Below are 24,370 nucleotides of genomic sequence, written 5' to 3'. Positions count from 1 at the left end.
CATATAATAGCATTTTTAACAAAGATAACACATATCTAAGTTAGAACTTAGCCATTTTATTTAATGGCTGTGCATAGTTTTGTGCAATGCTATTTAATGTAGCTAAAAAGTTCTCTATATGCTTATTGTCTCCTTTTGTAATTATTAAGGATCCACGTTTAAATTTATTACCAGCAGAAGAAAAAGGCTTTTCAGTAAAACGCACTCTGAAATTTTGCTTTAATAATTCTGCTAAAAATTGAGCATCATTTAAAGAGTTCCATTTGCTCACATAGCCGTAAGCATCATTTAATACCTGAAGCGATTTGCGTTCCAGTAATTTGTTACTGGTTACTTTTGTTGTACTTGCAATTGCTTCTAGGCCATAAGCATAAGGGACTGACCATGCAGTAATATCATAGGTTAATGAATCTGTAAGTTTAACATCTGGCTCAAACAATACCTTTACCATTTTTCCCTTAGGTTGATTGGTATGAACTACCATTGCTTCATTGGTAACATTCATTGTGCCTTGTTGCCCTGTTTTATAGTTATAGCCAGAAACTGTTTTGGTATTTGGGTTTTCGTGAGCGATGTTGTGCTTATCTAAAAGCATTTTAAGACTATTTATTTTATCAGTATTCCCTTTTACAACATAACTTTTATATTCTAAGTTAGAATTATCAAAGAACTTAGCAAATTCAGAATTTAACTTTTTGGCGTTTTTCGAAGCGATTTCAACCGTTGAAATTCCTGTTGTTGTGTGGTGTGTTATACGTTCTACTAAAGTTAAGACGTGTCCTTCGTCATTCAAAACACCTAATCCGGCCATGCCATGTCCACCTTGTTCGTAAGTCATACCAATAGCTCCCATATATGTAGGTTACGTATCTCCATAACTAGGATATAACAAATCGAAACTTTCTCTGGTAAAGAATAGCCAACCCTCAGCATCAAAGTATTTGGCGTGGTTTTTTCCTATTTCAGTTTGAAAATCCCTTTGCCAATCACTAATAATTTCATGAAACGGTTCTGCAGCAGGTGCAAAATAATAAGGTTCGTTAATGCCTTGTTCATGAAAATCGACATGAATATGTGGCATCCATTTATTGTATGCAATAAGCCGAGTTTGAGTTTCTACTTGCGTTGCCCAAGCCCAATCTCTGTTAAGATCAAATAAATAATGATTTGGTCGTCCACCAGGCCAAGGCTCATTATGTTCACTTGCTTGCCTGTCTATATCATATGGCTGACTTGCAGTTTCATTATACCAATTGACATAGCGATCTCTGCCATCGGGATTAATACAAGGGTCTATAATAACAACTGTATTCTCTAGTAAATCTTTACGTTCGGTAAGTAGCTTGTATAGCGTTAACATAGCAGCTTCAGTACTCGATGCTTCATTACCATGTACATTATAACTTAACCAAACAATAGCAACATCTGTAGCTGTTGGTGAACCCTCTAACAAACCTGTGTTTTTTAGATTATTTTCTCTAATGGTTTCGAGATTTTTAATATTCGCTTTACTAGATACATAAGCCAGGTATAAAGGTCTTCGCTCGTTTGTTTTACCATATTGCTCAAGCTTAACCTGATTTGGTAACGCATTGGCAACAGCCTTAAAATAATCAACAACTTGATGATGACGACTAAATTCTGTACCTATGTCGTAACCTAAAAAGGCATTTGGAGATTGAATTTTTTGAGCAAAGGATAAGGTTTGTAAACTTAATCCGACAAGTAGAATAACAAATAATTTTTGCATTTAAGAAAAAGTTTGGTTCAAATGCTAGTAAAGATACATAGCACAGGCGAATTAACTAAAAATTAGCAGTTAAAAAAATGAAGAGTCTTATATTTATGCCTTTATTAACATATGAATTTAAAATGGCAACTGGCCAATTCTAAAGTTTAAATGAGTTCAAACCAATTAACCAACTATATTCCATTTAGAGAAACGAATTACTTCTCTGATTTTATTTGTGATTATTTAAATGAAAAGCCAGAGTTACGTCAACTCTATAATCGTTTTCCCAACCTAGAAAACTTTAAGCCTCAGATAGATGAGAAATCAAAAACTTTTTCGCACAAAGGGAGACAAACACTTGTAAATGTACTTAAGGAACAATACTCTTCTGTTAAAACTTCAGATTTAACATTAGAACATATTGAGTCCCTAGAGTCAAAAGAGACATTTACAATAACGACAGGTCATCAATTAAATCTATTTACAGGTCCATTGTACTTTTTGTATAAGATTATTTCAGCTATAAATCTTGCGAAGCAACTCAAAGAGGAATATCCTGAATACAATTTTGTACCTATCTACTGGATGGCTTCGGAAGATCATGATTTTGAAGAAATCAATTATTTCAATTTTAAAGGAAAAAAAATTCAATGGAATTCTAAGCAAACTGGCGCTGTAGGTCATTTTAGTACCGAAGGGTTAGATGCTGTTTTTGAAATTGTTTCAGCAGAATTTGGGTTAGGAAAAAATGCAGAACAGTTAAAAGAATGGTTTAAAGAAGGTTATTTGAATCATGCTAATTTAGCTGATACAACTCGTTATTTGGCAAACGAATTATTTGGTGAACATGGTTTAGTAATATTAGATTCAGATCATAAAGATTTGAAGCATTTGTTTATACCGAATATTGAAAAAGAATTAGTGGATCAAACGGCTTTTAAGCATGTTTTAGAAACCAATAAAACACTTGAAGATTTAGGCTTAAAAATTCAAGTAAACCCAAGAGAGATTAATTTCTTTTACATAGATGAAGGTTTGCGCGAACGTATTGTTTTTGAAGATGATAAATTTAAAATAAACAACACCAGCATCTCATGGAATAAGAGTGAAATATTAGAACATCTCAATGAGCATCCAGAGCGTTTTTCCCCAAATGTAATAATGCGACCATTATACCAAGAAGTAATCTTACCCAATCTCTGCTACATTGGCGGAGGTGGAGAAATGATATACTGGTTACAGTTAAAATCTAATTTTGAAGCGCAACAAATTACATTTCCTATGTTATTGCTAAGAAATTCGGCTGTAGTAAAAACTACAAAACAAGCAGAGAAACTTGAGAAATTGAATATTTCTAATAAAGATTTATTTTTAGACAGAAATTCATATATCAATAAAAATGTTAGAAAAATCTCGAATATTGATGTTGATTTTTCATCGCAAATTCAGCATTTAGAACAACAATTTAAAGATTTACACCAAATAGCAGAGCAAACCGATAAATCTTTTTTAGGAGCTGTAAAAGCCCAAGAGGAGAAACAGATAAAAGGCATAAAAAATCTTGAAAAACGTTTGCTTAAAGCTCAGAAAAAGAAATTAGAAGATCAAATAAGTCGTTGCACAGAATTGCAAGAGCAGTTATTTCCTGGTCAAAGTTTACAAGAAAGAAACACTAATTTTTCTGAATTGTACTTGGAATATGGAGAACAATTAATACCAAAACTAATTAAAGCTTTAGAACCCTTAAAAGGTGAGTTTTTAGTGTTAACAATTTGATGTAAAATTTATTCTCTTGTTGTTTTAATTTTAGCTGCAATTAGTATTTTTGCGCATGCAACACAACAAAGTCCTAATTTTAGATTTCGGATCGCAATACACACAGCTTATTGCGCGTCGCGTTAGAGAATTAAATATCTACTGCGAAATCCATCCATTCAATAAAACCCCAACAAATATAGAAAGCTTTAAAGCCGTTATTTTATCTGGTAGCCCTAACTCAGTAAGAGGAGAAGATGTTTTACATCCAAAGCTTTCAGGTATAAGAGGGAATAAACCAATGCTAGCTGTTTGCTATGGAGCACAATATTTAGCGCATTTTTCTGGAGGAGAAGTGGCAGAATCTAATACTAGAGAATATGGTAGAGCAAATTTGAATTTTGTAAAGGAAGATGAAGACTTTTTCTCTGGAATTTCTATAGGAAGCCAAGTATGGATGAGTCATAGTGATACCATTAAAAAACTACCATCAAACGGTGTTTTGCTTGCAAGTACCCACGATGTGGTAAATGCAGCCTATAAAATTGATGGAGAAACGACGTATGCAATTCAGTTTCACCCAGAAGTGTATCATTCTAAAGACGGAAAACAATTGCTAGAAAATTTCTTGTTGCATATTGCAAAAATTGAGCAAGACTGGACTCCAGATTCATTTGTTGATGAGACAGTAGAAGCACTTAAAAAACAATTAGGAGATGATAAAGTCGTTTTAGGTCTATCAGGTGGAGTTGATTCTTCAGTTGCAGCAATGTTATTGCATAGATCAATAGGAAAAAACCTCTATTGTATCTTTGTTAATAACGGCTTACTTCGAAAAAATGAATTCGAAGATGTGCTACAGCAATACGAAGGCATGGGATTAAACGTTAAAGGTGTAGATGCTTCGGCACGCTTTTTGGATGCCTTAGCTGGTAAGAGTGATCCAGAGGAAAAAAGAAAGGCAATAGGTCGCGCGTTTATTGAAGTTTTTGATGATGAGGCACATCTTATACAAGATGTAAAATGGTTAGCGCAAGGCACTATTTATCCAGATGTTATTGAAAGTGTTTCGGCAACAGGTGGACCAAGTGCAACGATAAAGAGTCATCATAATGTAGGTGGTTTGCCAGACTTTATGAAGTTGAAGATTGTTGAGCCATTAAAAGCCTTGTTTAAAGATGAGGTAAGACGTGTTGGTGCTTCTATGGATATGGAAAAAGAATTATTAGGAAGACACCCTTTTCCTGGTCCTGGTTTAGCAATCCGTATTCTTGGAGATCTAACTCCTGAGAAAGTACGTATATTACAAGAGGTCGATGCTATTTTTATAAATAATCTTCGTTCTTGGAATTTGTACGATAAAGTATGGCAAGCAGGTGCAATGTTATTACCAGTTAATAGTGTTGGTGTAATGGGAGATGAGCGTACTTACGAAAAGTGTGTAGCTTTAAGAGCTGTTGAAAGCACAGACGGAATGACTGCAGATTGGGTGAATTTACCATATGAGTTTTTGCAAAAAACCTCAAATGAAATTATAAATAAAGTTAAAGGTGTAAATAGAGTTGTATATGATATAAGCTCTAAACCACCAGCAACAATTGAATGGGAATAGAATTAGTGACTTATGTGCTAAATTTGTTTCCAAGAATAGGATTGTTAAAACAGAATAGATGAAACACATTTTAACCATTATATTAATTACTTTCACTATAACTCTTAGTGCTCAAAATTATAAAGAGCACAAAGTGAAAACGGGTGAGACTATTGAAAGTATTGCTAAGAAATATTTAGTAACACCCTTTGATATTTATGCCTTAAATCCTGATGCAAAGTCAAAAATTCAACCCAATACGGTTTTAATTATTCCTAATTCTAAAATTAAAAACACTCCTATTGAAGAGGAGGTTCGAGAACTTATTGGGTATAAAAAGCATAAAGTAAAACGTAAAGAAACCTTATATGGTTTAGCTCAAAAATACAGCGTTACTGAGGATGAAATTAAGAAAGCAAATCGCTCTTTGTATTCTGAAAACCTTAAAAAAGGAGATAAAATCAGAATTCCGAAATACAGAACAGTTATATCTAAGCAGACGCTAAATAATACAGTTAAAAAATATAAAGTTGAACCTAAAGAAGGGAAGTGGAGAATTGCTTACAAATTCGGTATTACAGTTGCTGAGTTAGAAGATCTAAACCCAGGAATGAACGACGTTATTCAGCCAGGAGACGAGCTTAATGTGCCTAATATTTCGGATAAGGAAGAAAAGCTTATCGAATCTGCTTACAACTATTATGAAGTTTTACCAAAGGAAGGTTTTTACAGACTAAAAGTAAAATTAGGATTATCACAAGAGGAATTAGAGGAATTAAATCCTGAGCTAAAAGAAACAGATTTAAAAGTAGGAGCAGTTTTAAAAATACCTTCAAATATTAATGTTGCTGGTAGTTTAATCAATGTAGAAGTTACAAATTTAGAAAGTAACTTAAAGAATTTTAAGACAAAAAAATTGGCTTTAATGATGCCATATCAATTAAACAGAATTGATGTGGATTCCATAAATGAGACTAAGGACATGATTAAAAACAGCAGGAGATTATCTATTGTTTTAGATTTTCATATTGGCTTAATAATGGCTTTAGATTCTGCAAAACAATTGGGTATTTCAACAGATTTAAAGGTTTTAGACACACGTTACCAAGTATCTACTATAGGTAAATTATTAGGGGATAATGATTTTTCAGATTACGATGCTGTTATTGGTCCATTAGAAGAAGAAAGTTTTAATCGGGTAGCATTAGCACTAAAAGGAGATAGAGTGCCAGTGATTGCTGCAATGAATAAGCCTAAAGAGGTTTATAGTAATGTGTTTCAGACTATTCCAGAGGATAAGTTATTACGAAAAACAATGATCGATTTTGTAAAAGCCGATAGCTTAAAATCTAAAGTTGTTATTATTTCAGATCAGGCACATAGTGCTTCTAGTAGAGCTTTAAAAGATGAGTTTGCAAATGCAAAATTGATATTTTCGAGAAAGGATGAGAAGAACCCTAAGGATGCTTTCTTTATATATCCAACAGATTTAGAAAACGTGTTTGCAGCTGGTAAAACCATTGTGTTTTTAGAAACAAGCAGTAATTCATTTGCGTCTAGTGTTATTAGTCTGCTTAATGGCTTAATTGTTGACGAAACCGAAATTGTATTAGCAACTTTAGATAAGAATAAAGCCTTTGAAGGTAAAGATATAGATAACAATAATTTATCTAACCTCAAATTTCATTACCCATCAGTAAACAAAGATTTTGATGAAAGTAAGTCGAATGCTTTTGTTAGAGCATACAGAAAAGAATATGGTGTATCTCCGAGCAAATATGTAGCTCGTGGTTTTGACATTACTTTAGATATTTTAATGCGTCTCGCATCTGAAGATAATTTATACGAAGCGTCTAGTGACGACATTGAAACAGAGTACATCGAAAATAAATTTAGATATAATAAAGCATTGTTTGGTGGTTATGTCAATAAAGCAGTTTACATCGTAAAATACGACGATTTAAGAATTGTGAAGGCTAATTAAACTTTTTACAATGTTAATAATTGCTTTGGTTACATTTTAAATTAGTGAGTGCTTATAAAAATGAAAAACGCATTATAACAAATTTACTCAAAGGCGATATTGGCTATTGTGAAACGTTTTTCTTCTACAGAAATATTTCTCATTAAGCTATAGAAAGAGTTACTATTAATAGATAATACATGCACATAAAACATCTTATATTTTGTCTTTTGTTTCTTTTTCTTGGTAAAAGCACTACCGAAGAAACCATGACATGGAACGAGTCGCGCAAATTAACTTGGGCAGACTTTAAAGCGAATCCAAATACAGATTCTGATGCAGTGGCATTAACCGCCTCTGGTATAACCTTTGGCTATTCCGTTAAAACATCTGGTCGAAGAATCATTGATTTTTCCGTAACTGTAGAAGCGCATTTTTATTCTAATAAATCATGGTATCTAAAAGATAAAGGTGATGCCTATATTCTAGGACACGAGCAATTACATTTTGATATTACTGAGCTGTACACTCGTAAATTTAGGCAGCAGTTAGAACGATTAGTAGTAAACCAAAATGTGAGAGAACAGATGCAACGCTTGCATACTTCAACTAATAAAGCTGTTAGTGAAACCCAAAAGCGTTACGATGTGCAAAGCAATCATTCCATAAATAAGGAAATGCAAAAGCAATGGGAAACGTTTATAAAAGAAGAGCTGAAAGAATTAGACAAATATAAGTCTCAATAATTTGGAAGGCAGCAAAGAAGCACTCATAGAGTTAGCACATTATAAAATGCCTTTTGGCAAATACAAAGATAGATACCTAGTAGATGTGCCCGAATACTACTATGTATGGTTTAAGCAAAAAGGATTTCCTGAAGGGAAACTTGGCAGAATGATGACACAGATGTACGAAATTAAAATGAATGGCCTTGAGGAATTGATTTATAACATTAAACGTAATTTTAAGAAGTAAAACTTTTTGGTTTCGTTTAATAGTCTATGTTAAAAAATCGTTTCAATACTTCAACAAGCTCAGTATAAGTGTTTATTATTAGGCGTTAAACGAAATTAGTTTAATTTTTTTTAGAAAGTCTAGTACTTAATTTAATCTAAGTAGATAAAAAGCAATCTTTTCTGTATCTAGAACTTATATATTTTCCTTGCAAAGGAAGAATACAACTAAAACTAGAAGTAAGCTATACAAAAGCAGTGTTTTAAAAGCTTGAAAAGGAACATATCAACAAACCTTAAACAATTACTCAATAACTCATTAAATTTTGTAATTTTGCCTGCGTTTAACAACGCAACATGACCACAACCCCTAAATATATTTTTGTAACAGGAGGAGTGTCTTCTTCCCTCGGAAAAGGCATCATAGCAGCATCTTTGGCTAAACTCTTACAGGCTCAAGGTTACAGAACAACAATTCAGAAATTAGACCCATACATCAACATCGATCCAGGTACTTTAAATCCTTACGAACATGGCGAATGTTATGTAACTGATGATGGAGCTGAAACGGATTTAGATTTAGGGCATTACGAACGTTTTTTAAACGTACCAACCTCCCAAGCGAATAATGTTACTACTGGTAGAATATATCAAAGTGTTATAGACAAAGAGCGACGCGGAGAATTTTTAGGTAAAACCGTTCAAGTAATTCCACATATTACAGACGAAATAAAACATAGAATTCAGATTTTAGGTAATTCGGGTGATTATGATATCGTTCTCACAGAAATTGGAGGAACTGTAGGCGATATTGAATCCTTGCCATATATAGAAGCAGTGCGCCAATTGCAATGGGATTTGGGAGATAACAATGCTTTGGTTATTCATTTAACATTAATTCCATACTTGTCTGCGGCAGGTGAATTAAAAACTAAGCCAACACAGCACAGTATTAAAACACTAATGGAGAGTGGAGTGCATGCAGATATTTTAGTCTGTAGAACAGAGCATGAACTGAACGATGGCTTAAAAGCAAAACTAGCACGTTTTTGTAATGTAAAAAAGGAAGCTGTAATACAGTCTATAGATGCTTCAACAATTTATGACGTCCCTAATTTAATGCTAGAAGAAGGCTTAGATAAAGTTGTTTTAGATAAGCTAAACTTAAAGAGTGATGTGCCAGATTTAAGTCGTTGGAACGAGTTTTTGAAGCGCCATAAAAACCCTAAGAGCGAAGTTGTTATTGGTTTAATTGGTAAATATGTAGAGCTACAGGATTCATATAAATCTATATTAGAAGCTTTTATTCATGCAGGTGCAGAAAATGAAGTAAAGGTAAGAGTAGAGTCTATTCATTCAGAATATTTAAACAAAAACAATATAGAGTTTAAATTAAAGCACCTAGATGGTGTTTTGGTGGCACCTGGTTTTGGTGAGCGAGGAATTGAAGGGAAAATTGAGGCAGTTAGATATGTACGTGAGCATAATATACCGTTTCTAGGAATTTGTTTAGGGATGCAAATGGCAGTTATAGAATATGCTAGAAATGTGCTTAAGCTAAAAAGAGCCAACTCTATTGAGATGGATGCCAACACTAAATACCCAGTCATTAATCTAATGGAATCTCAAAAGAATGTTGTCAACAAAGGCGGAACAATGCGTTTGGGAGCTTGGGATTGCCAAATTAATGAAGATAGTATTGCTTATAAGGTTTATGGTAAAACCAACATAAAAGAACGTCACAGACATCGGTTTGAGTTTAATAACGATTATAAAGCACAAATTGAAGCCGCTGGTATGAAAGCTACAGGTTTAAATCCTGAAACAGGTTTAGTAGAAATTATCGAAATACCGAGTCATAATTGGTTTGTTGGTGTACAATACCACCCAGAATACAAGAGCACAGTTGCTAACCCACATCCATTATTTGTGTCGTTCGTTAGTGCAGCACTAAAATTTAAGAAAAAAAAACAATAAAATAACGTGCCACTTTGGCGCAAAATAAACTTTGGATAACTATTTGAGTTATTTAACTATTACCACATAAGACCTGTTTGATTCAGATACTGAATCAAGCTCATCATAAAAAACCTGACAGGTCTAAAACTGATAATCAATGGAAGAAAAGAAATTCGATGTTAAGTCTATAATAGGTTTCGTACTCATTTTTGGAATCTTATTATATATAATGTATCAAAACAGTCCAACACCTGAGGAGATTGAAGCTAAAAAGCAAGCAGAGCAGGTTGAGGTAGAACAAAAAGAAAGTAAACAAAATGAAGCTTTAGTAACAACATCTGAAGATTATATTAATACTAAAGTATTAGATTCTGCTCAGCAGGTAGCACTTCAAAATAAGGTAGGTTCTTTTGCTTATGCATTAACATTACCTTCTGCATCAAATAATCTAACGACTGTTAATACTGATGTTTTTGAATTAAAGTTTAATGCTAAAGGTGGTCACTTAGCTCAGGTGAAATTGAGGAATTTTGTGGACTATGATTCGGTGCCAATTTATTTGGTAAAAGATCAGAATAGTGCTTTTAATATCACATTTGGTACTTCTGATAATCGTACTTTAAATACGCAAGATTTTCCTTTTCAACCTAGCATTACTAAGAATGGAGAAAATACTGTGGTGTCGATGAAACTTAAAGTTTCTGAAACGGCATTTCTAGAATACCGTTACGAGTTAAAGCCAAATGATTACATGATTGATTTTTCAATCAAGTCTCAAGGCTTAAGCGGTGTGTTTAATACATCACAGCCTATTACTTTAGATTGGAAACAAAAAAGTATTAGACATGCAAAAAGTATAACTTACGAAAATCGCTATACAAGGTTAACGTATAGACACGATGAAGATAAGATTGATAAGTTATCTCAAATGGGAGATGATGATGAAACCGCTGATAATGTAGAATGGTTATCCTACAGGCAATTTTTCTTTAGTTCTATATTAATAGCAAATGATAGTCCTTTTAAAGATGTGGCTATGACGTCTAAAAATTTAGTAGAAGATGAAGAAATAGACACTCTTTTTACTAAAATATACACTTCAAAATTCCCACTGGCTTATAATGGAGGTGAACTTAATAAGAATTTAGGGTTGTATTATGGGCCAACAGAAGCTAAGACTCTAAAGACTTACGAAAAAGGTTTAGACGAAAGTATTCCATTTGGTTGGGGGATTTTTGGTTGGATTAATAAAGCTATTTTTATTCCATTGTTTGGTTTTCTTAGCGGATTTTTGCCTTATGGTATTGCAATTATTGTGATGACAATCTTGGTAAAAATAGTACTGTCATTTGTACAATATAAGCAGTTTTTGTCTCAGGCAAAGATGAAAATCTTAAAACCAGAATTAGACGCTGTAAGAGAAAAGTATAAGGACAATAAATTAAAAGCACAGCAAGAAACCATGGCAATACAGAGCAAAGCTGGTGCAAGTCCATTAAGTGGGTGTTTGCCAGGTTTAATGCAAATTCCTGTGTTCTATGCTTTATTTATGTTCTTCCCAACAGCTTTTGAATTAAGACAAAAAAGCTTCCTTTGGGCAGACGATTTAAGTTCTTTCGATTCTGTTTTAGATTTACCGTTTACTATTCCATTTTACGGAGACCACGTAAGTTTATTTCCAATATTAGCTGCTGTAGCAATTTTCTTTTACATGAAAATGACAACAGGACAGCAAATGGCAACGCAGCCAACACAAGAAGGGATGCCAGATATGGGTAAGATGATGAAGTATATGATTTACTTTTCACCTTTACTAATGTTAGTTTTCTTTAATAACTATGCATCTGGATTGAGTTTATATTACTTTATTTCAAACTTAATTAGTATTGGTATTATGTTAGTGATTAAAAACTATATCATTGATGAAGATAAAGTTTTAGCTAAGATTGAAGTAAGTAAGACAAAGCCCAAGAAACAAAACAAGTTTCAGAAGAAAATGTCAGATATGATGGCTCAAGCTGAGCAACAAAAGCAAGCGCAACAAAAAGGAAAGAAATAAGAATAATAATTATTAATTAAAAGCCGTTTTACTTATTGTTAAACGGTTTTTATGTTTTAACGAACAGCATAAAAAAGAATATTTTTTTTAAGCTTTAAAATTGTTTAACATATAGAAGCCTTTAATTTGTTTCCAAAAATAAATATAATGAGTAAACAAAAAATATACTTAAGTGTAATTGCTACATTAATTTTTTCTATTAGTCTTGCTCAAAAATCAGTTAACCAATACAACAAGGATGGTCAACGTCATGGTTTATGGACTAAAAATTATCACAAAACCAATCAAAAGAGATATGAAGGTGTTTTTAATCATGGTAAGGAAATAGACTCGTTTAAATATTACACTTTATCTACAGGGAAAAGTGTTTTGAGCGCAGTAAAAATATTTAATGAGAAGGATAGTTTAGCTAAAGTAACTTTTTTTGCATCCAATAAGAAAATTATTAGCCAAGGACAAATGAATGGTAAAAAGTTTATTGGGAAATGGATTTATTTTCATAAAAATTCAACTGCTAAAATGATTGTGGAGAATTTTAACGATGATGGTTTATTAGAAGGTGAGCGTTTTGTTTTTTATAAAAATGGTTTGGTTGCAGAAAAAGCGTTTTATAAAAATGGAAAATTGAATGGTGAATCTAAATGGTTCTCAGAAAAGAATATATTATTGCGATATACTAATTATAAAGATAACCTGCATCATGGTAAATCCATTAACTATGATTCAGAAGGAAATGTAACAACAGAAGGTAATTATATCGAAGATCAGAAAAAAGGCATTTGGTTATATTATAAAGCTGGTATATTAACCAGGAAGATAGATTACACTAATCAAAAAGTAATTTGGAAAAAACAATAGATTAAGGTTATTTAACGTATAGTTTTTCGGTATGGCAATCTTAGTAGGATTGCCTTTTTTATTTTGTAATTTTGCCAAGGTTTTTTCTAACAAACAATAAAGTTTGGAATAATAATTAAGTCTTTATCATTTTGAATGAATTTGTGGTTTCGAGAGAATTTCACAATTGAAATAAGTGAAATTTGTGTCGAAAATAAGAATTTAGTTTCATACTGTTCTCAATAAGAATTTTTTGAAAAAATCACTCTAAATGAAGTTCAAATAAATAGTTTAGTAAATAAATATGAAACGTGTTATAGTAGGACTTTCCGGAGGAGTAGATTCAAGCGTTGCTGCCTATATTTTAAAAGAGCAAGGTTACGATGTTATAGGTCTTTTTATGAAGAACTGGCACGATGATTCTGTAACCATATCAGATGAGTGTCCTTGGTTAGAAGATAGTAATGATGCGATGTTGGTAGCTGATAAATTGGGGATTCCTTTTCAAACCGTAGATTTAAGTATGCAATACAAAGAGCGTATTGTCGATTATATGTTTAATGAATACGAAAAAGGGCGAACTCCAAATCCGGATGTATTATGTAATCGCGAAATAAAGTTCGATGTCTTTATGGATATCGCTTTAGAATTGGGTGCAGATTTTGTTGCCACTGGTCATTATTGCAGAAAAGGAACAATTACTAAAGAGGGTAAAGAGATACATCAACTTTTGGCTGGTTCAGATAATAATAAAGATCAATCATATTTTTTGTGCCAATTATCTCAGGCACAATTGGCAAAAGCCTTATTTCCTATTGGAGAATTAACCAAACCACAAGTTAGAGAAATTGCAAAAGCCCAAAATTTAATTACTGCAGAAAAGAAAGACTCTCAAGGTTTATGTTTTATTGGTAAAGTGAGACTTCCAGAATTTCTTCAACAAAAACTTAAACCAAAAGAAGGTAATATTGTTGAAGTAGATGAATCGTTTGAAACATATAGTAGAATAACTCCTGCATTCAATTCAAAAGAAAATGAATTAGAGTTTTTATCTCAAAAGCCTGTTTATAGTTTATCTGACGGAAAAGTAGTAGGTCAGCATCAAGGTGCACATTATTTTACAAAAGGTCAGAGAAAAGGTTTGGCTGTTGGTGGCACAAAGGAACCACTTTTTGTCATTGACACTGATGTAGAAGAGAATGTGATATACACAGGACAAGGAAAAGATCATCCTGGTTTATATAGAAATGTATTGTTTGTAACCAATGAAGAATTGCATTGGGTTAGAGAAGATCTTGCTTTATCTGAAGGGGAAACCATGTCAGTCTTAGCAAGAATTCGCTATAGACAAGCCCTAGAAAAAGCAACACTTCATAAAGTAGCTTCAGGCTTGTATGTTGAGTTTAAAAATAAACAGTCTGCAATTACAGAAGGACAGTTTGTTGCTTGGTACCTAGAAGATGAATTGCTAGGTTCAGGAGTAATTTCTTAAATTGCAATAAACGGAAAGCTATGATTAGAAAATTAACCATGCTTTTATTGCTCTTTATCACAATAAACAGCTACTCCCAAGAAGATGCTTGGATTTACCTTACTGATAAACCAAATGTGTCAGCAGGTTTATCAAATCCTATTACAATACTTACTCAAAAATCAATAGATAGAAAACAGAACCATAATATCGCTATCGATGCTAGAGATGTACCTGTCAATGAAGCTTATATTTCAGAATTAAAGACCCAAACAGGTATTACAGTTTTGGCAAAATCCAAGTGGTTTAATGCGGTACATGTGAGAGGAACTGAGGTAGATATTAATGCATTAGGTGGTCTAACTTATGTAGATAGTATTGATTTTGCTGATAATGGCCTAGATACAGAATCTCGTTCTCAAGCGATTCAAGATAAAACAGATATAGAAGATGAGAATGAAATTTTTATTTATGGTGATACACAGAATCAGATAGAAATGATTAATGCAGATAATTTGCATGTTTCAGATTATACTGGAGAAGGTATAACTATTGCAGTTATGGACTCTGGCTTTCCAAATGTGAATACGATGGGAGCATTTCAGAGATTAAGAGATAATAGTGATTTGCTAAATGGCTATGATTTTGTAAATCGAAATCCCGATGTTTATGCTAGTGTAGCAAGTTCGCATGGTACAAGAGTACTAAGTGATATGGCAGGTTATATACAAGACCAGTTTGTTGGTACAGCTCCAGATGCTTCCTATTATTTATTTTTAACCGAAGATGCTGGAAGTGAAACTCCTGTAGAAGAAAGTTATTGGGTAGAAGCGGCTGAACGTGCAGATAGTTTAGGAGTGGATATGATTAATACATCTTTAGGTTATAGAGTATATGATAATTCTAATTATAACTATACACCAGCTGATATGAATGGTCAGGTGGCTTTTATTTCTAGAGGTGCTTCAATAGCCGTTGAAAAAGGAATTCTTGTCGTTGTTAGCGCTGGTAATGCAGGTGCAACAGCATGGCAAACGGTTGGTGCACCAGCAGATTCTCCAGATGTATTGTCCATTGGTGGTGTAGACGCTAATGGCGATTATGTGTCTTTTAGTTCGCAAGGTGGAGCTGCTCAAGTAGGTTATCAAAAACCAGATGTGGTTGCTAGAGCTGGTAATGCGTATGTTATAGACGAAAATAACAGCATTACTCAAAATAATGGCACCTCATTTAGTGGGCCAATTCTTTGTGGTGGCATTGCTTCTTTGTGGCAAGCGATTCCTAATGCTTCTCCAACAGAAGTGATGGATTATGTTAGGCAGTCGGCTTCTCAATATAATACTCCAGATGATTTGTTAGGTTATGGTATTCCAGATTTAGATTTAGCAAGAAGTATAGCGTTATCTATCGAAGAAAATCTGATTGAAGACTTTAGTTTTTATCCAAATCCTGCTAATGATGAATTAAATATTAAGATTCCACAAAGTACTAATTTGGTTGAATTTTTAATCTATAATCAGTTAGGGCAAAATGTGTTTAGTGGATTTGTTCAAGATGGTTTTCAAGCATTAAATGTTTCAGAATTGTCAATAGGAATATATCTATTGAAACTATCTTCATCATCAAGTTCAAAAACATTCAAATTTATAAAGCAATAAATGAAATATCCGTTATAGATTTTGAATTAACAAAGAAGAAGAAACGTCAGTCCGAGTGATTTTGAGGAACAAAAAAATTGTATCCAGAACAAATTTTAGTTGAAATTTTTATTCTCGATACAAATTTCACTCGTTATCACTCGTGAAATTCACTCGAATTGACGAATTTTATTAAAATGTTTAATACATACAAAATCATAAAAGAATAAATGGTGAACAGAATAACAACGCTTTTCAATATAAAATATCCAATTATTCAAGCAGGAATGATTTGGAATAGTGGTTGGAGACTTGCATCAGCTGCGAGTAATTCAGGAATTTTAGGTCTTATTGGTGCTGGCTCTATGTATCCCGAAGTTTTGCGAGAGCACATACAGAAATGTAAAGTTGCTACAGATAAACCATTTGGAATTAATGTACCGATGTTATATCCTAATATCACTGAGATTATAGATATTATTGTTGAAGAAGGAGTAAAGATTGTTTTCACTTCTGCCGGAAACCCAAAAACATGGACCAAATGGTTACAAGATAAAGGCATAACAGTAGTGCATGTAGTGAGTAGTGTGAAGTTTGCTTTAAAAGCACAAGATGCAGGAGTCGATGCGATTGTTGCAGAAGGATTTGAAGCAGGTGGACATAATGGACGTGATGAAACTACCACTTTAACGTTAATTCCGATGGTGAAAGAGAAATTACAAATTCCGCTAATCGCAGCGGGAGGAATTGCCACAGGAAAAGCCATGTTAGCCTGTATGGTTTTAGGAGCTGATGGAGTACAAGTAGGAAGCCGGTTTGTAGCCAGCGAAGAATCCTCAGCACACCAAGCCTTTAAACAAGTAGTTGTAGATGCCAAAGAAGGAGATACACAACTTACTTTAAAAGAATTAGCACCAGTTAGACTTATAAAAAACAAATTCTACAACGAATTACAAGAACTCTATAAAACAGCACCAACTCCAGAGCAACTTAAAGAACTATTAGGTAGAGCAAGAGCCAAACGTGGCATGTTTGAAGGAGATTTAGACGATGGCGAATTAGAAATTGGCCAAATCGCTGGTTTAATCCATGATGTAAAATCGGTTGCTGAAATTGTTGCAGATATGGTTGGTGAGTTTGAGGAGGCGAAGCAAAATGTTAATTCACTATAATATATTTATTCAAAATCAAAACGAATAAATTAATTCGTACAACTAAAACCTAAGCACTATTTTTGCGCCATGGTTTTAAGTAACTACACCAAAGAATTTAAATACAACCTTAAACTAGCATCTCCTGTTATTTTAGGTATGCTTGGGCACACCTTTGTGAGTTTTGTAGATAATGTTATGGTTGGGCAATTGGGAGCTGCAGAATTGGCAGCAGTATCTTTAGGTAATAGTTTTATTTTTATAGCCATGTCTTTAGGAATTGGGTTTTCTACGGCAATAACACCTTTAGTAGCAGAAGCAGATTCAGAAAAAAACTTTACCAAAGGGAAATCAGTTTTTAAACATGGATTTTTTCTATGTACTGTTTTAGGTGTATTACTGTTTTTAATGTTGCTATTGGCAAAACCGTTAATGTACGTAATGGATCAGCCAGAAGAAGTGGTAGAGTTAGCCATTCCGTATTTAGATTTAGTCGCTTTTTCCTTAGTACCATTAATTATATTTCAAGCCTTTAAGCAATTTAGTGACGGACTGTCATTAACTAAATACCCAATGTATGCTACTATTGTGGCAAATATCTTAAACGTAGTTATCAATTACGTTTTAATCTTTGGCAAGTTTGGTTTTCCAGAAATGGGCATTGTTGGAGCAGCCGTAGGTACCTTAGTATCACGATTTGTGATGCTGTTTTATCTATGGTGGTTATTAGCAAAACGCGATAAATCGAAAGGTTATGTTACTAATATAAAATTCTTTAAGCTTAGTAAACAACCAATTAAAAAATTAAGCAATTTAGGTCTGCCAAGTGCCATGCAAATGTTTTTTGAGGTTGGAATTTTTACTGCAGCCATTTGGTTAAGCGGAACTTTAGGAGCAAACGCACAGGCTGCGAATCAAATTGCATTAAACTTATCATCTATGACCTTTATGGTTGCCATCGGTTTAAGTGTAGCTGCAATGATAAGAGTTGGTAATCAGAAAGGGTTAAAAGACTTTAAAGCTTTAAAGCGTATTGCAGAATCTATATTTTTAGTAGGCTTTGTTTTCGCTCTTGTGTTTGCTTTGTTCTTTGTGTTTTTTCATACTATGCTTCCCGATTTATATGTCGATTTAGACGATCCCACTAATGCACTTGATACTGCTGAGGTTGTAAAAATTGCAGCAACCTTATTATTGGCTGCGGCTGTTTTTCAGATTAGTGATAGTCTTCAAGTTATTACACTTGGTGCTTTGCGTGGACTGCAAGATGTTAAGATTCCGACAATAATAACCTTCATTTCTTATTGGGTTATTGGATTCCCTATAAGTTATTTTTTAGGTAAAGAAGAGGCTTATGGAAGTCTAGGAATTTGGTTAGGACTTTTAGCAGGATTAAGTGTCGCTGCAATTTTATTGTATTTTAGGTTTAATTATCTCACAAAGCGTTTAATTTTGCAACAAGACAAAAGTTAGAATATGGAATTACCGAAGTTCATTTTAGGTGACAATACAGATCATCCAGACGCGATTTTTATTATACATACAGAATTTCCGCGATTTATAATCAATCTTGAAAACGATGAAGTAGAGTGGTTTGAAGAGTTTGATCAGCATGACGAAAAAGAATTGGAGACTGAAACGGAAAGCTACATTCAACAAGCTACAGATTTTTACGATAGAGAAATAGAACGTTACGACAACTAATGATAGAACAACTTTTAGAATTAGATACAGAGCTTTTTTTATACCTAAATAAACTTGGGTCTTCTACTTGGGATGGATTATGGTTAGTCATCACTGATAAATTTACTTTTGTACCTTTATATGCCATTCTTTTATTTCTTATATATAAAAAATATGGATTAAAATCTTTATTGATAATGGTTATTGTAATAGCGGCTATGGTTACGTTTACAGACCAAATTACAAATGCTTTTAAACATGGTTTTATGCGACCAAGACCCTGTAGATTAGATTCACTAATCGATGAAGGTATGCGTTATATTGCAGAGCGTTGTGGACGTTATGGTTTCTTTTCTGGGCACGCATCTAATTCTATGGGAGCCGCTGTTTTCGGAGGTTTGGTTCTACGGCCTTACTTTAAGAACCTCATTATTATTCTCTTGTTTTGGAGCTTTATTGTGGCATATAGTCGCATCTATGTTGGTGTACATTATCCTCTAGATATTGTATGCGGAATGACATTTGGTGCACTTGCAGGTTTTGGATTCTATAAGTTGAATAAGTACCTACTTAAAAGGTTTATTAGTGAAACTAAAGTTTAAAAACTGCTAAAAGCATTTTTAAATTTATAAGTTGAACTAACTTCGTTCAAGAGCATAATAGCCCTTTATTTATTTTCTTGTTAGTTTGTATAGCTTATTTACCAATCTTGTTTTGTAACCTCTAGATGCCTTAGCAGAAAAGTTTAAATCGTAAGTCTCTAAAAATTCAATCTTATATAAGTTTGAAAGTGATTCTATAGTTTCAGGATTGGCCTTATTAGTTAATAAACAGAATTGTCTTTCATTCGGAATAATATAGCCTTCACTAGTTCTAATACTTGGGATTTTATCGCCATAATTATAAATCACTTCTGGAGCTATGTAATCTAAACTGTAAAGTGATAGATAATCCGAATAGCCAAAACCTATCACTTGAAAGCTTTGCGATTTTAGTTGAGACACTGGTTTATAATTCGCTTGTTCTTGAACTTGTGTTAACGGCACAGCTAAGAAGCCAATACTTAGCATAAAGGCAATAATTAAGTAGAATACTATTTTGATATTTTTTTCTTTCAGTTTTTTAAAGATGAAGACTCCTATGATGAGTAAAACAATAGAAATTAGGATGAATCGTATTAAAACAAACCCTGTTAAAAACGGACCAAAAAAGAATCCAGAAATCCAAAAAAATAAAGCGATAACACCAATTAATCCAAATTGAAAATAAACAGGAATAGTTTCCTTTTTCGATTTCATGTTATTGAATTCCCTAATCAAATACTCAATATAAAACCCAATATTGATAGCTAAAGGAATTAATACAGGCATTAAGTAGCGTGATTTTTTTTCGGGTATAATAGATAAAAGTATCACTGCAATAATCGTCCAAAAGAAACTAAATCGATAGGCTTTTAAATTTGAAACTCTAGATTTTAGATAAGGATAAAGTAAACTAATAAAAGCTGGTACTGTCCATAAACCACTTTGAACAAAGAAACTCCAGTAATAATAAAATGGTCTAACGTTATAACTACTCCAGTTAGATGTTTCACGTTCTGCAATAGCTGTGAAAGTTTCTGGGTCTGCAACACGTACATGAAAATACCACCAACCACCTAATACAATACCGAATACTAAAAGGCTAATCAGTTTTAAAAAATGAAGTGTTCCACCTTTAAATTTATATGCAATACCATAAGCAGTAACAAATGGTAAAAACAATACATAAAGTGAAACCGGACCTTTTGATAAAACTGAACCTGCTAAAAAGAGCACAAACAGGATGCTATTTAAAATTGATGTTTTAGCATTATGAAACAACTGAAATAATTGAAATAAAGCCAATAACATAAAACCATGTGTGTAAATATCCCATGGCGCTTCAATTGTAATACCTATAATATAAAAAGATGTCAGTACAACAAACCCATTTATTAAACTATGAGATTTTGTAAGCTCTAATTTTTTAGATAAAAGATAAGTTGATATGCCAATACTTGCTAAAAAAAGTAGGGCTGGCCATCGTAATGCTAGGACTGATTTAATTCCAAAAACAAATCCGAATGCTGCTGTTATCCATGTTGGTAAAGGAGGTTTTTGGTAACGAGCTTCACCATTCATGGTGGTTAAAATCCAATTATTATCTGTCAGCATTTCTCTCGCTGAAATAAAATTTCGTGCTTCCATAATACTAACAGGAATTGCATCAATCGTAAAACCAAGCATCACAATTACAAAAAGGAACAGACTTAGTATAGGATATTTTTCTATGAGTTTAATCATTGGTTTGTCTTATTAAATAAGCATTACGTACATAAATAACTAAGCCAAATAAATGACCTATAAAAAGTACAGGATCTTTTCTAATGATGGCATAACTCAAAATCATTAAGGCTCCAATTAAACTCAAAACCCAAAATCCCATAGGTAATGTAGATTTTTTATTGCGTTCAGAATGAATCCATTGATAGACAAAACGTAATGTGAAAATGATTTGAGCCACAATACCAAGAATTAACAACCAAAGCGGAATAGCTTCATTTTTAAATAAAAGCTCAATGTCTATTTTGTTATTATTGTAATAGAACACAACAATAAGAATAGGAACTATGAATAATAAATATTGAACAACTTTCGGAAATTTTTGCCATTGCCCTTGTAATTGTAGGTTTCTGATATAGATAAAATACGTTAAACTTTGACCAAGCATAATGGCAAAATCTAATCGTAAATAGCCATAAATAAACAATAGGAAAGAAGCAACTAAGCTAAGCGTCCAAAAGGTTGTAGGTGTGATAACCTTACGTTGTTTTTCGGAAGTAACCCATTGAATGACTAGCCGAGAAGAAAATAAAATCTGAGCTAAAAAACCAATACTGTAAATTATCCAGTCTTTCAAATTATGAGTTGTGTTTGCTCGATTTTTCGACCTCGTAATTAATATATTTTCTCTTCATCCATAGATAAGCGAAGCAATCCATAAGTGGTCCTAAAAGTCGATTCCATAGTCCAAATTTTGCAGTACCTGCTATCCTAGGAAAATGTTGAACCGTTATCTGAGTAACACGTCCGTTTTGTAACATAATCATCGCAGGTAAAAAACGATGCAAACCTCTAAACATTGGAATACGTTTGGCGTATTCTGTTTTGATGACTTTTAGCGGACAACCAGTGTCATCCATACCATCATGTGTAAAAGTACGTCTAATGCCGTTCGCAATTTTAGAAGACATGTTCTTAACAAAAGAGTCTTTTCTGTTAAAGCGTACTCCCGTAACCAATTCGTTTGTGTTAATATGTTCTAAAAGAATATTGAAGTCTTCTGGCGCAGTTTGTAAATCGGAATCGATATAGCCAACCAACTCAGAGTCAACATAATCAAAGCCAGCTTTTATAGCAGCACTTAATCCTCTATTTTCTTTAAATAAAATGTATTCGAAGGCTTCGTTACGCTTACATATCGTTTCAATTAATGTTTGGCTCTTATCCTTAGAACCATCATTAACAAAAAGGATAGATGTTTGTACTGTTGCAATTTTAAGATAGTTAGAAAGTTCTGTTTCTAAACGTTCTAAATTTTCCTCTTCATTATAAACAGGAACTACAATAGTAAACTTATACATCATTCGATTGATTGCTTAGTATGTGCAAAAATATCGTTTTTGTACATTACAAGGAAAGCCTGTTGGTTTAATCCCAAAAAGGAATCAATTAGATAGGCCTAATAAATATTCAGCAGCAGCAAAAGGAGTTGTTTTACCTGCTTCAACCAATTCTATTTGAGATTTTAATTCTGCTTTAATTTTAGAGGAATTATAAAAATTGGATTTTAAGCGTTCTTCAATAGTTTGAAGTAGCCAAAATGTGTTTTGATTATTTCTATTAACTTCAAAATAATGATTTGAAGATGTTGTAGATCTATAATCTTCAATCATATCCCAAACTTCAGAAATGCCTTTTTGTTTTAAGGCGCTGCAAAGTGATACTTTTGGAGACCAACCAGATGCTTTTGAGGGATATAAGTGTAAGGCTCTATTAAATTCAACTTTAGCTAATTTAGCAGCTTTCACGTTTTCACCATCTGCTTTATTGATTACAATTGCATCTGCCATTTCTATGATACCACGTTTTATACCTTGTAATTCATCACCAGCTCCAGCTAATTTTAAGAGTAAAAAGAAATCAACCATACTATGCACAGCAGTTTCACTTTGCCCAACACCAACTGTTTCAATGATAATAGTATCAAAACCTGCAGCTTCACAGAGAATAATAGATTCTCTAGTTTTTCTGGCAACACCTCCAAGAGAATCACCAGAAGGTGAAGGTCTAATAAAAGCGTTTTTGTCTTTTACCAAGTCTTCCATTCGGGTTTTATCACCTAAAATACTACCTCTACTTAAACTACTACTAGGATCTACAGCCAAGACTGCTACTTTTCTACCTAAGTCTGTTAAATAACATCCAAAAGCTTCAATAAAAGTACTTTTGCCAACTCCAGGAACACCTGTGATACCAATTCTTATAGAATTGTTAGCATAAGGCAAGCAAGCTGTGATAATATCATGTGCTTTTTTGGTATGGGTAGAATTTGTGCTTTCAACTAATGTTATCGCACGACTCAAAGCAGAAATGTTTCTAGATGTAATCCCAGAAACTAAATCTTCAATAGAAGGTTGTTTTTTACGATTAGCCTTTATGGTTTTGGCAGAATCAGAACTTAATGATTCAGGTGGTGAAATACCATTTTGCTCTTTTAGAGCAGATTTATATGTTTGGTTTTTTTTTGCCACCTTAGATTAGTTATGGTTTTTTAGATTCTTCAATCGGAACTTCAATTTTAGTGGTGTCCCAAGCCATAGTGAGTTTTAAATTCCCTGTAGTATTATCGAAAGCAATAGTAAATTCTTCAACGGTTTCCTCTAATTGTTTTGTTGGGACTTCAATTTCAATTACATCGTAATTAGGATCCCACATTGGTATCATTTTTTCATTTACTCCCCATTCATATTGTTTAGAATTAAACATCACTTTCCAAGATGTATCCATTGGTACTGTCCAAATAGTATATTTCCCATTCTTTAAAAGCATTCCATCTATGATCAAATCTTTATTACAAGAAAATGTGGTCGCTTCATTAGCTCCAGTTCTCCAAACCTTATCAAAAGGAACTAATGCACCAAAGATTTCACGTTCTCGTTTAGAAGGTCTGTTGTATTCTACTTTTATATCTAAGTCATTTAGTGAAATTTTAGCAGAGTCTTTCGGGCTTAAACGAGGAGAGAAAATATTTTCAACAAATACGGAGTATATAAGTAAGCCTAGTGCCATTAAAGACAGAATAATAAGGAGGCGTTTTAGCATAGTAGTTAATCTTAAGGTAATTCAGTTTTATTAACGAAATGCCAAATTAGACATTCAGAATTTAAAGATAATTCAAATCCCTAAATTTATAGAGTACAAACGTCTAATTTTAAGCAAATCGTAACTATTCAGGCTTCAATATAGCAATAGTTTTAAAAGCACTAAATATATTTT

General features: G+C 33.1%; 19 protein-coding genes and 1 pseudogene. 14 read left to right on the top strand and 6 right to left on the bottom strand.

All coding sequences use genetic code 11. From position 1 onward, the window contains the following. Window positions 1–82 precede the first annotated feature (82 nt). Window positions 83–1,750 (bottom strand): annotated as a pseudogene (locus AAC053_RS08390) (M14 metallopeptidase family protein); the annotation flags it as partial. A gap of 150 nt (window positions 1,751–1,900) precedes the next feature. On the opposite strand from AAC053_RS08390, the gene bshC reads away from it, so the two are divergent. From bshC to AAC053_RS08320, 14 genes are all read left to right on the top strand, one after another. Further along, the gene (gene bshC / locus AAC053_RS08385) at window positions 1,901–3,508 is read left to right on the top strand and encodes a bacillithiol biosynthesis cysteine-adding enzyme BshC (protein ID WP_339755291.1); all 1,608 of its coding nucleotides are present in this window, start codon (window positions 1,901–1,903) and stop codon (window positions 3,506–3,508) included. Between the two features lie 55 nt (window positions 3,509–3,563). Further along, window positions 3,564–5,099 carry a glutamine-hydrolyzing GMP synthase gene (gene guaA, locus AAC053_RS08380; RefSeq protein ID WP_339755290.1) on the top strand — a complete coding sequence of 512 codons (1,536 nt, stop codon included), beginning with the start codon at window positions 3,564–3,566 and terminating at the stop codon, window positions 5,097–5,099. 58 nt (window positions 5,100–5,157) lie between these two features. Beyond that, a complete protein-coding gene (locus AAC053_RS08375) occupies window positions 5,158–7,062 on the top strand; it encodes a LysM peptidoglycan-binding domain-containing protein (RefSeq protein WP_339755288.1) in 1,905 nt (634 codons plus the stop codon). Window positions 7,063–7,241: 179 nt separating this feature from the next. Beyond that, window positions 7,242–7,787: a DUF922 domain-containing protein gene (locus AAC053_RS08370; RefSeq protein ID WP_339755286.1), complete on the top strand. Its 546-nt coding sequence runs from the start codon at window positions 7,242–7,244 to the stop codon at window positions 7,785–7,787. A 1-nt stretch (window position 7,788) separates the two neighbouring features. Then, window positions 7,789–8,016 (top strand): DUF3820 family protein, encoded by a 228-nt coding sequence (locus AAC053_RS08365; RefSeq protein ID WP_339755285.1) that lies wholly within the window; start codon window positions 7,789–7,791, stop codon window positions 8,014–8,016. 335 nt (window positions 8,017–8,351) lie between these two features. Beyond that, the gene (locus AAC053_RS08360; protein WP_339755283.1) at window positions 8,352–9,971 is read left to right on the top strand and encodes a CTP synthase; all 1,620 of its coding nucleotides are present in this window, start codon (window positions 8,352–8,354) and stop codon (window positions 9,969–9,971) included. Between the two features lie 139 nt (window positions 9,972–10,110). Continuing rightward, a complete protein-coding gene (gene yidC / locus AAC053_RS08355) occupies window positions 10,111–12,012 on the top strand; it encodes a membrane protein insertase YidC (RefSeq protein ID WP_339755281.1) in 1,902 nt (633 codons plus the stop codon). Between the two features lie 147 nt (window positions 12,013–12,159). After that, entirely contained in the window at window positions 12,160–12,870 is a 711-nt protein-coding gene (locus AAC053_RS08350) for a toxin-antitoxin system YwqK family antitoxin (RefSeq protein WP_339755279.1), read from the top strand. 283 nt (window positions 12,871–13,153) lie between these two features. Then, window positions 13,154–14,341, top strand: coding sequence for a tRNA 2-thiouridine(34) synthase MnmA (gene mnmA / locus AAC053_RS08345; protein WP_339755277.1), 1,188 nt, complete (start codon window positions 13,154–13,156; stop codon window positions 14,339–14,341). A 20-nt stretch (window positions 14,342–14,361) separates the two neighbouring features. Next, window positions 14,362–15,978, top strand: a complete 1,617-nt coding sequence (locus AAC053_RS08340; RefSeq protein WP_339755276.1) for a S8 family serine peptidase — start codon at window positions 14,362–14,364, stop codon at window positions 15,976–15,978. A 209-nt stretch (window positions 15,979–16,187) separates the two neighbouring features. After that, entirely contained in the window at window positions 16,188–17,129 is a 942-nt protein-coding gene (locus AAC053_RS08335) for a nitronate monooxygenase (RefSeq protein WP_339755274.1), read from the top strand. A 69-nt stretch (window positions 17,130–17,198) separates the two neighbouring features. Then, entirely contained in the window at window positions 17,199–18,581 is a 1,383-nt protein-coding gene (locus AAC053_RS08330) for an MATE family efflux transporter (protein ID WP_339755272.1), read from the top strand. A gap of 3 nt (window positions 18,582–18,584) precedes the next feature. Next, a complete protein-coding gene (locus AAC053_RS08325; protein ID WP_339755270.1) occupies window positions 18,585–18,812 on the top strand; it encodes a hypothetical protein in 228 nt (75 codons plus the stop codon). Beyond that, entirely contained in the window at window positions 18,812–19,393 is a 582-nt protein-coding gene (locus AAC053_RS08320) for a phosphatase PAP2 family protein (protein ID WP_339755269.1), read from the top strand. Before AAC053_RS08325 ends, AAC053_RS08320 begins: the two co-directional genes overlap by 1 nt. A 69-nt stretch (window positions 19,394–19,462) precedes the next feature. Here AAC053_RS08320 and AAC053_RS08315 read toward each other — a convergent pair whose 3' ends face one another. The 5 genes from AAC053_RS08315 to AAC053_RS08295 all read right to left on the bottom strand — a co-directional run bounded on the left by AAC053_RS08315 (window position 19,463) and on the right by AAC053_RS08295 (window position 24,196). After that, window positions 19,463–21,115, bottom strand: coding sequence for a glycosyltransferase (locus tag AAC053_RS08315; RefSeq protein ID WP_339755267.1), 1,653 nt, complete (start codon window positions 21,113–21,115; stop codon window positions 19,463–19,465). Beyond that, window positions 21,108–21,731, bottom strand: coding sequence for a lipid-A-disaccharide synthase N-terminal domain-containing protein (locus tag AAC053_RS08310; protein ID WP_339755265.1), 624 nt, complete (start codon window positions 21,729–21,731; stop codon window positions 21,108–21,110). Before AAC053_RS08310 ends, AAC053_RS08315 begins: the two co-directional genes overlap by 8 nt. A gap of 1 nt (window position 21,732) precedes the next feature. After that, window positions 21,733–22,458 carry a glycosyltransferase family 2 protein gene (locus tag AAC053_RS08305; protein ID WP_339755263.1) on the bottom strand — a complete coding sequence of 242 codons (726 nt, stop codon included), beginning with the start codon at window positions 22,456–22,458 and terminating at the stop codon, window positions 21,733–21,735. A gap of 81 nt (window positions 22,459–22,539) precedes the next feature. Then, window positions 22,540–23,625 (bottom strand): methylmalonyl Co-A mutase-associated GTPase MeaB, encoded by a 1,086-nt coding sequence (gene meaB / locus AAC053_RS08300; protein WP_339755261.1) that lies wholly within the window; start codon window positions 23,623–23,625, stop codon window positions 22,540–22,542. Between the two features lie 10 nt (window positions 23,626–23,635). Further along, window positions 23,636–24,196 (bottom strand): DUF2911 domain-containing protein, encoded by a 561-nt coding sequence (locus AAC053_RS08295; protein ID WP_339755259.1) that lies wholly within the window; start codon window positions 24,194–24,196, stop codon window positions 23,636–23,638. Between the last annotated feature and the right edge of the window lie 174 nt (window positions 24,197–24,370).

The sequence above is a fragment of the uncultured Winogradskyella sp. genome, assembly GCF_963975125.1.
In the GTDB taxonomy this organism is placed as follows: Bacteria; Bacteroidota; Bacteroidia; order Flavobacteriales; family Flavobacteriaceae; genus Winogradskyella.
This window is presented reverse-complemented; position numbering and strand designations above follow the sequence as displayed.